At 52.4% G+C, this 8254-nt stretch carries 8 protein-coding genes and 1 pseudogene; 4 read left to right on the forward strand and 5 right to left on the reverse strand.

The annotated features are described in order from the left end of the window. Positions 1–444 precede the first annotated feature (444 nt). Together ACRDD5_RS13560 and ACRDD5_RS13565 are read left to right on the forward strand one after the other, a co-directional pair. On the forward strand, positions 445–951 hold the full coding sequence (locus tag ACRDD5_RS13560) for an AAA family ATPase (protein WP_438677053.1): 507 nt from the start codon (positions 445–447) through the stop codon (positions 949–951). A 336-nt stretch (positions 952–1287) separates the two neighbouring features. Beyond that, positions 1288–2649, forward strand: coding sequence for a YncE family protein (locus ACRDD5_RS13565; RefSeq protein WP_438677054.1), 1362 nt, complete (start codon positions 1288–1290; stop codon positions 2647–2649). Positions 2650–3204: 555 nt separating this feature from the next. On the opposite strand, the gene ACRDD5_RS13570 is transcribed toward ACRDD5_RS13565, so the two are convergent. Then, positions 3205–4254, reverse strand: coding sequence for an NAD(P)-dependent alcohol dehydrogenase (locus ACRDD5_RS13570; RefSeq protein ID WP_438677055.1), 1050 nt, complete (start codon positions 4252–4254; stop codon positions 3205–3207). A 112-nt stretch (positions 4255–4366) separates the two neighbouring features. On the opposite strand from ACRDD5_RS13570, the gene ACRDD5_RS13575 reads away from it, so the two are divergent. Then, positions 4367–4750 (forward strand): winged helix-turn-helix transcriptional regulator, encoded by a 384-nt coding sequence (locus ACRDD5_RS13575; protein ID WP_271281244.1) that lies wholly within the window; start codon positions 4367–4369, stop codon positions 4748–4750. 271 nt (positions 4751–5021) lie between these two features. On the opposite strand, the gene ACRDD5_RS13580 is transcribed toward ACRDD5_RS13575, so the two are convergent. From ACRDD5_RS13580 to ACRDD5_RS13590, 3 genes are all read right to left on the reverse strand, one after another. Beyond that, positions 5022–5597 carry a CGNR zinc finger domain-containing protein gene (locus tag ACRDD5_RS13580; RefSeq protein ID WP_438677056.1) on the reverse strand — a complete coding sequence of 192 codons (576 nt, stop codon included), beginning with the start codon at positions 5595–5597 and terminating at the stop codon, positions 5022–5024. Between the two features lie 56 nt (positions 5598–5653). After that, a complete protein-coding gene (gene dapF, locus ACRDD5_RS13585; RefSeq protein WP_271281242.1) occupies positions 5654–6511 on the reverse strand; it encodes a diaminopimelate epimerase in 858 nt (285 codons plus the stop codon). 72 nt (positions 6512–6583) lie between these two features. Beyond that, positions 6584–6910, reverse strand: coding sequence for an EthD family reductase (locus tag ACRDD5_RS13590; RefSeq protein ID WP_438677058.1), 327 nt, complete (start codon positions 6908–6910; stop codon positions 6584–6586). 197 nt (positions 6911–7107) lie between these two features. Between ACRDD5_RS13590 and ACRDD5_RS13595 the strand changes: the two genes are divergently transcribed. Then, on the forward strand, positions 7108–8019 hold the full coding sequence (locus ACRDD5_RS13595) for a LysR family transcriptional regulator (protein WP_438677057.1): 912 nt from the start codon (positions 7108–7110) through the stop codon (positions 8017–8019). Here ACRDD5_RS13595 and ACRDD5_RS13600 read toward each other — a convergent pair. After that, positions 8020–8254, reverse strand: a pseudogene (locus ACRDD5_RS13600) (alkene reductase); the annotation flags it as partial.

The following is an 8254-nucleotide window of genomic DNA, read 5'->3' on the forward strand; positions in this document are numbered from 1 at the left end:
AGCTTGCGCATAGTTCTGTCTGACTGGTCCCCTGTTGAGCCAGCCATGTATCTCTACTATCCGGGGCATCGACGTATTCCTCAGGGATTGCGGGAGCTGATTGATGTGTTGCGAGAAGAGATAGCGTCCGAAAGCCATGTAGAGAACATCAAAGCCGCGTTAACCTGAACATATGGGAGTTAACACCAACATCCGCTGTTCGCTCGAGGCGGGCAGCCAACCGAGCCGTACGTCTGCTGTGAGCGAGGAGCGGACGTTTTAATGTAAAAAGTTAAAAAACAGCTGATTTTTATGTTATCGCCTGTTAGCCTGGGAAAATGACAGCAGCCGGCTCAGTACAATTTCACCCATTCATTATCATCACCTCTCATTCTTAGGTGGGATAACGTTCGCCATTTCCCGCCGGTAAGGTGGGCCTTACCGGAACAAACCCGTGAGGTAAAAATGGACTTCGATACAGTGGCAACTTCAGTAAAACCTACCCTGCATCTTTTATGCGGAAAAATTGCATCAGGCAAATCCACATTATCTGCAAAATTAGGTGCTTTACCTGGCTCCGTAATTGTTAGTGAAGACGACTGGCTGGCTACGCTCTATGCAAATGAAATGCAATCAGTGGCGGACTATATTCAGTGTTCCTCAAAGCTCAGAAGCGCTATGAAGCCCCACCTGGTGGCACTACTTAACGCGGGTTTATCCGTTGTTCTAGACTTCCCGGCAAACACACGGACACAGCGTGAATGGATGATGAGTATCATTAAGGAGTCAGGTGCTGATAATCGTCTGCATTATTTGAACGTATCTGATGAAGTCTGTAGAGCCCGCTTACATGCCCGTAACGCAGAAGGTGCGCACGACTTTGCAGCTACAGATCAACAGTTCGATACCATAACGAGTTATTTCTCAGAACCCACGGTTGACGAAGGGTTTGATATTATCGAATACCTCTAAATGCATCATCCGCGTTTAAGCTGCCATCGAGCAGCTTTTTTCTTTTCCGAAAATTGATGGCACTTATGATGCCATAACATAGACAACGTCCGCTTGTGGCACATCGCCGCCCCTTACCGGAAAATCTTCAGCTCGTTCGCCCGCTGCACATCACCCCCCCATCCCCGCACTTAAGATATCACTCAAAACAGTAATGATAATTATTTACATCGATATGGTATGTTGAATGCGCAAATAACAAGACATATTTCTCATGACGGAAGGCAAGACTCAGCGAATGGGGAATAACCTGTGGCTGCGTTGAGATGCAGCATTAATACAATTTATGGAGATAAGATGAGAAGAATTTCAGTCCTTTCAGTGCTATTGGCCTCCACGATTGCGATGTCAACTGCCACAGCGGCATACGCCGATAGCCAATGGACAGCCGCTGCCACTACCTTTCCTGGCAGTATCCGTGCTGGATCACGGGACGTTCCTGTTAAGCCCGGAGATAAAACGGTTATATCGATTAAGAGCCTGCAGGCGGGCGCGACTGTCACCATGCTGAATGGTGCTGAAGTCCTGACACCGAAACCACTGACCGCCGATGAGAAGGGAAACCTCACTATTCCGCTAACCGTTCCGGCCGATGCCGCTACAGGCCTCCATCCACTCACGGTTATCACGCAAAATCCGGCGAGCGTTTCGCAGGTCATGTTGAAATTGTCCCAAATTGTTCCCCCGAAAAACTCAGAGGCTTTCAGGCTGCAAACAATTCCCGTCGGTGAGCGAGCTTACCAGTCGGCAGTTTCGGCCGACGGCAAGCTGTTCGTGACCTCTGCACGCGGCCCGAAGGATGGTAGCCGCCTGATGAGACTGAACGCCGGAACGCTGGCTGTCGAAGCGGAGGCCACGCTGCCTAAAGACAAAAAGGGTGAGCAGATTGGTGTCTTCGGCATCGGTATTGATAATGCCCATAACCAGGTCTGGACGACAAATACGCTTGCCGAGACGGTGACCGTCTATGACGCAAAAACGCTTTCCGTCGTGAAAGTCTTTCCTGAGGGGACGGTCGTACATCCACGCGATGTGATTATTGATGAAGCCCACAATCGGGCTTATGTCAGCGCAGCGCTGACCGGTTTTATCGAGGTTTATGATACCAAAACGTTGGAACATATCGGTCAGATGGCGTTCGTGACGAACCGCGGCCGCGACGCGTTTTACAATACAGATCTTGCGCTCGACAGTGCCGGTGGAAAACTCTATGGCGTTAGCCGCGATACACCCTGGGTGGGCTGGATTGATCTCAAAACGGGCAAAAGTACGACGGTGAAAATACCTCAGGCGCAAGGCGCAACCGACATCGCTCGAGATCCGGAGACCGGCCGTCTTTACGTCGCTTCCCAGGAGACGAACAATGTCGTGGTTCTTGATGCGGACGGCAAGCTTCTCGCTGATACTTATATTGGTGCCGGGGGTGTATCTGTCGTTTGGGATCCGGTGACGTCGCAGGTTTTCGCCGCCACGCGTGCAGGTGGAACCGTTGCTGTTCTGGACAAGGACGGTAAACTGGTCGCGAATATCCCGATGGATGATACGCCAAACCACCTGACTGTCGCGCCTGATGGTGCCGTTTATCTGGTGTCTATGTATGGTACTACCGGGGATAAAGCTCAAACGGGCTCAGTGACGAAAATCACCCCCAAAAAATAACGGTTTTAATCCACTACCTTATTCGCGGGCAGATTAGCCTGGCATTATTACTGGCCCCCAGCCGCTTATGGGGTGGGGGTATGCTGCACGAAGCTGCCCGTTCGCAAGTCTCTAAAAGACTGCTGTGGCGAAAAGCGGACCTGATCCTTTGACATGCCCTACAATGGCGGCCAGGTTGAACATTTGATTGTTAAACAATGGAGTTTTTTATGAGCCGGCGTGTTTTCGCGTTTTTTTTTATCATATGCGCATTTGCTGTAAATGCTGCTGATGGCGGTAATGGCGGGAATTTTTCTGATGGAGGAAACGGATCAGACGGTAGTAATACTGTTTCTGCTCCGGGCCGGGCGGGTTGCCCGGGCGGTACCAATCCAGACCGGTCAGGAAAATTTTATCTTCCCGGGACACAACAGCAATGCAATCCCGGGGAGCAGGATGCAATGAAAGACTCCAGGTAAGGTAATAGCTTCAAGTGTCTCTGGAACCACAAACGTCCGCTCCTGGCACTAAGCGGCCTGAAATGGCCGCCCGTAACGGCTACGTGCCTGTCGCGCACTACCAGCGCGTAGCCTGCATATCAATCACAAAGCGATACTTAACGTCCCCCTTAAGCATACGGGCAAAAGCAGCCTCGACATCCTCGCCAGCGATCGTTTCAGTATCGGCGGTAATATTGTGCTCGCCGCAGAAGTTCAACATCTCCTGTGTTTCCTGAATGCTGCCGATCGACGAACCGCTGATGCTTAAACGTCGAAACACCATCGGGGTTATATTCGGCGCATTGTGTGGCTGGTCCGGAATGCCTACCAGCACCAGGCGGCCATTGGTTTTTAACGTTGCCAGATACGGATCCAGATCGTGCGGGGCCGCTACGCAGTCAATGATAAAATCCAGCGAGGTTTGGCAGGCAGCCATTTGCGCGGCATCGCGCGATACCACGACCTGTTTGGCCCCCAGACGACGGGCATCTTTGCCCTTCTCCGGGGAGGTCGTAAACAGGGTCACTTCCGCTCCCATCGCACTGGCCAGCTTCACCGCCATATGGCCTAAACCCCCCAGTCCCACAACACCAACACGATCGCCTGCTTTGACGTTGAAATGCCGCAGCGGCGACCATACCGTTACGCCCGCACACAACAGCGGTGCAACCCCGGCAAGCGGCAGGTTTTGCGGTACAGAAACAACAAAATGTTGATCGACAATTACGCTCTGCGCATAGCCGCCCCAGGTTCTGTCACCGGTATATTTATCAATGCCATTGTAGGTAGCAGTAAATCCCGCTTCACAATACTGTTCTTCGTGGTGCTTGCAGAAATGGCACTCGCGACAGGCGTCGACCATCACTCCCACACCGACGATATCACCGGGTTTAAAATGGGTGGCCTCGTCCCCAACGTCCACGACGCGCCCGACAATCTCATGTCCCGGCACCAGTGGATAATGGCTAACCGCCCATTCGTTACGCGCCATATGGAGATCGGAGTGGCACACGCCGCAATAGAGGATCTCGATTTTGACATCCTGCTTTTGTAACGCGCGCAGCGACACCTGGCCCGATGTTAAGGGTTGTGCCGCGTCATGCGCGACTAATGCGTTGATTTTCATCTGACCTCAGGAATGTGCTGGTTTTGGCTAACTCAAGAGGGCAGACTATAGTCAACAGGGTTCGATATTGATAGTAGTTACCATTTGGTGACCATAAGCAGAGGACAGAACAGTGCCAGCCTGGGTTGAGGGTAAACTCTTTTTCTATGCGGATTCGCCGCCGCGCCGCCTGATGGAACTTTTTTCAGTTAAATGGAGCACAATGGTGCTCCACGCGCTGTATCACTGGCCGGATGAACGCGCACGCACCGGCGAGCTACAGCGTAGCTTGCAGGGGATTTCCAAGAAAATGCTGTTCCAGACGCTGAAAGAGCTGGAGATGCGAGGGCTGATTGCCCGCCATGTGTATGACGTGATCCCACCAAAAGTCGATTACCGTCTGACCCCACTTGGCAGAACCTTTGCCGAACCCATTGAGCAAATGTACCAGTGGGGATTAGAAAATCAGTCCGCACTGGATGAAATGGACGCTAATTATCAGACGGCGTCGAGCTAAATCAGAGGGTGGGTATCGCGGCGGGTTTATGAGAACAACGAATCAACGCTGAAGTGTATCAGAGGCAGAAGGGCTGCCTGATAACGCCAGGCTCTCCTTAACCGCTCGTTCCATCTGCTTTCTGTTGAGAATGAAACTGGTCCGCTCACCGGGTATTGTTAACCTGAACTCGCCATCTAACGGCATGGGGGATATCAAATACCATCGTCCCTGGAAGAAAAGCCAGTTCACTTAAACCTCGATCTATTCACGATGAGCGTAGTCAAAATCGCTATGAATGCTTCCTGTTTCTGAAGGCTGCGACTTTTATACGATTGCCGCACGTTGCCATACTGCACCAGCGGCGGCGATGCGATTTACTCAAATCGTGGAAAAGTAAAATACAATTATGCGCTTCACACTGGCGCACAAATTCAAATTTATTGCCTGTGACCAGTTTCACCAGGGCATCGGCAACAGGCCAGAGCAGGCTTGCGGGACTATTGCTGACGGGATGCGTGCCGGCATGATATTGCCGTGTCTCCTCATCCCATTGCAGTCTCGTCAGAGGATGCCCTTCTTCAAGGAGCCTGTTAATCACACCCAAATCAACCGCAACAGCGTTCATTGCGGCGTGTATGACAGCCCTGGCGGCATCCCGGAACGGGTGGGCTTTTGCCAATAATCCTGCGGGGGCTTCAATGCCTTTTGCTACCAGGCCCGCCTTGACCAGCCAGTCTATGACGCTACGATCGTCTTCAAAACAATCATGTCGCTCATCACCTGTCCCGTATTCACTGTTTATGAAATCCAGCGCAAGGTTATCGGCCAGAAAGAGAGGCGGGGATGAAATTGGTGTGGGATCCATAATAGCGCGTAACTCATAAAATCATTTTGACAGGTTACCAAATTTAACCCTAACCTTCAAATCGACACTTTAACGGTTGCGACAAAGCAGTCTTTATCCACCGTCAGGCTGGCGATCTTATGCACCGGGCCACGCATACAGACGTGAAAATCGTCTCTGATGGTAATTTGCAACTGCCCCCCTGGCATGTTGACGTCAATCCGATCATCAACCCGACCTAACCGGCGCATGGCGCTGGCAGCCGCGCAGCTGCTGCTACCGGATGCCATCGTAAATCCGGCACCCCGCTCCCAGATACCAATCTTCAGCGTATGGCGATCGACAACTTCCACGAATTGCACATTGGTGCGTCGGGGGAACCAGGGGTGATTTTCAATTTGTGGCCCTAAACGATGAACCTGTGCCAAATCGAGCTTATCAACGAGTACAACGCAATGGGGATTACCCATTGAGACCAGCGCGACTGACAGGGTTTCATCTGCCAGCGCGAGGGGATAATTCAACGCCTCGGGCAAATTAACTAACGCGGGCAATGCCGTTGGATTGAAATTAGCCCGGCCCATTTCCACGCTGATCTGGTGAAAATCGTTATGCACGGTGCAATGTACCTCACCGCCCGCGGTGCGCACTAAAAATGGCTGATGCCCGACACGCCCTATATCAAAAAGATAACGGGCATAGATACGCAGGCCGTTACCGCTTTTCTCGGCCTCCGAGCCATCCGGATTGATAATGCGCAGCGTTGGGTTGTTCAGGTCGCCACTGTCGATCAGTAAACCGTCAGATCCTACGCCATAGTGGCGATGGCACAGGATACGGATTTGCTCGTTGCTCAGCTGTTCAGCAACAGAACGATGGCATACCAGGTAATCGTTACCCAGCCCGTGGTATTTATGAATGAGTAAAGGTGTCATGGAGTCGGTTAGCCTTGAGCTGCTGATTTCACTGCACATTACAATACATTCACTGGCCGCATGGGTAAAACATTACCGTTTTCGGATTTCGGTAATGTAAGTAATTGCGGCGTGCTCAACGAAATTGGGCACGTCCTTATAGGCTTCTTTCCCGACAGGGGAGTCAAAAGCCGCGATGGCGTCTTCCAGCGAGTCAAACCACAGTTCCGAGAAACCATCGACCGGTGAATCAGGGTATTTTTCCCGATCGATGGGATTCAGCACATACCCTCTCAAACCCGGGAGCCTGAGGGTGATAGCGGTATGCACCTCATCCCAGTGTTTAACAAAATCGTCAAAACTCTGACCTTTTTTGCGGGTAAGAAAACCCACGTGTTTAAAACCTTTCACGGATGACATCATTTTTCTCCTGTGCGCATATGCATTTCTTTTTCCCGCTATTGGGGGCCGAATCGTAGTGAGGCAATAACTATGATTGTTTTTGCATTCGCGATAAACCGGCTTTCCATCGCCACAATGAAGACATAGATTCCACAATACAGCTGGCATATTGGGTTATCGTATAAAGCAAGATCACAGACCATTGACGGGAATCTATGCGAAGAACAGATCATCTGGGCGGTATCACGGCTTTTGTCACCACGGCCCAGCAGGGGAGTTTCACGGCGGCAGCCGAAAAACTGGGACTGACGAAATCAGCCATTGGCAAAAGTGTCAGTCGGCTTGAAGAACGTCTTGGATTGAAACTGTTCCAGCGCTCGACGCGACGGCTCAGCCTGACGCCGGACGGGGAGCGATTTCTGACCAGCTGTCAGAGCGCCATCGATATTCTGGAGCAGGCCGAAGCAGAACTGACCTCACATCTGTATCAGCCTTCAGGACGACTCCGGGTTGATCTCCCGGCCGCCTTCGGACGACAGCGAATTTTACCCATCCTGCTGCAAATTACCCGACGCTATCCGGACCTGGCATTGACCGTCACATTCAGCGAGCGGCTCGTTGACCTTATTGAAGAGGGGATTGACCTGGTCATTCGCATTGGCGAACTGGCAGACAGCAGCGGCCTGGTCGCCAGAAGGCTGACGACACAGAAACTGGTTATATGCGCCTCGCCGGATTACCTGCTTCATCAGGGTGAGCCCGTGAGCCCGGCGGAACTCAGCCAGCATCAGTGTGTTGTCGGATTTCGCCGCAATCAGCCCATTTCCTGGCTGCTAAAAGAGAGTGATGGTCAGATAGGCCGCTATACGCCGCCGGCGACGCATGAGTTTGGCGACGGTGATGCGATGCTCGCCGCCACGCTGGCGGGGGGAGGGTTGTCTCAGCTCCCCCTTTGGTTGGTGGGCAAATACCTGGCGAGCGGGGAGCTTCGGGAGGTGCTTTCGGGCCACTCCGGCGGGGAGATGCCTATCAGCGCGCTATGGCCGAAAAACCGTCAGCTGTTGCCAAAAATCCGCTATGTGGTGGACACGCTGGTGAAGGCCGCCGATGACGGCCTGCTTGATTGATTACGCCTGGGTTTCGGACCAGAACGGATAGTCTGTATATCCGTGCTCGTCGCCGCCATACAGGGTTTCCCGGTTGACGTCGTTCAGGGGCCAGTCATTTGCCAGGCGTTCTGCGAGGTCTGGGTTCGCGATGTAAGGGCGGCCAAAGCCGATCAGATCGGCTTTTCCCTGCTGGAGGTACTCTTCGGCACGCGGTTTGTCAAAACCACCGGCGATAATCAACGGGCCATCGAAT

Source organism: Silvania sp. (genome assembly GCF_051656365.1).
GTDB lineage: Bacteria > Pseudomonadota > Gammaproteobacteria > Enterobacterales > Enterobacteriaceae > Enterobacter > Enterobacter hatchlandensis.

Bases quoted from the DNA above. Each gene is read 5' to 3' on its own strand.
- ACRDD5_RS13570 (WP_438677055.1), bottom strand. From the start codon at position 4,254: ATGAAAATCAACGCATTAGTCGCGCATGACGCGGCACAACCCTTAACA.
- ACRDD5_RS13595 (WP_438677057.1), top strand. From the start codon at position 7,108: ATGCGAAGAACAGATCATCTGGGCGGTATCACGGCTTTTGTCACCACG.
- ACRDD5_RS13580 (WP_438677056.1), bottom strand. From the start codon at position 5,597: ATGGATCCCACACCAATTTCATCCCCGCCTCTCTTTCTGGCCGATAAC.
- ACRDD5_RS13560 (WP_438677053.1), top strand. From the start codon at position 445: ATGGACTTCGATACAGTGGCAACTTCAGTAAAACCTACCCTGCATCTT.
- ACRDD5_RS13590 (WP_438677058.1), bottom strand. From the start codon at position 6,910: ATGTCATCCGTGAAAGGTTTTAAACACGTGGGTTTTCTTACCCGCAAA.
- ACRDD5_RS13565 (WP_438677054.1), top strand. From the start codon at position 1,288: ATGAGAAGAATTTCAGTCCTTTCAGTGCTATTGGCCTCCACGATTGCG.
- dapF (WP_271281242.1), bottom strand. From the start codon at position 6,511: ATGACACCTTTACTCATTCATAAATACCACGGGCTGGGTAACGATTAC.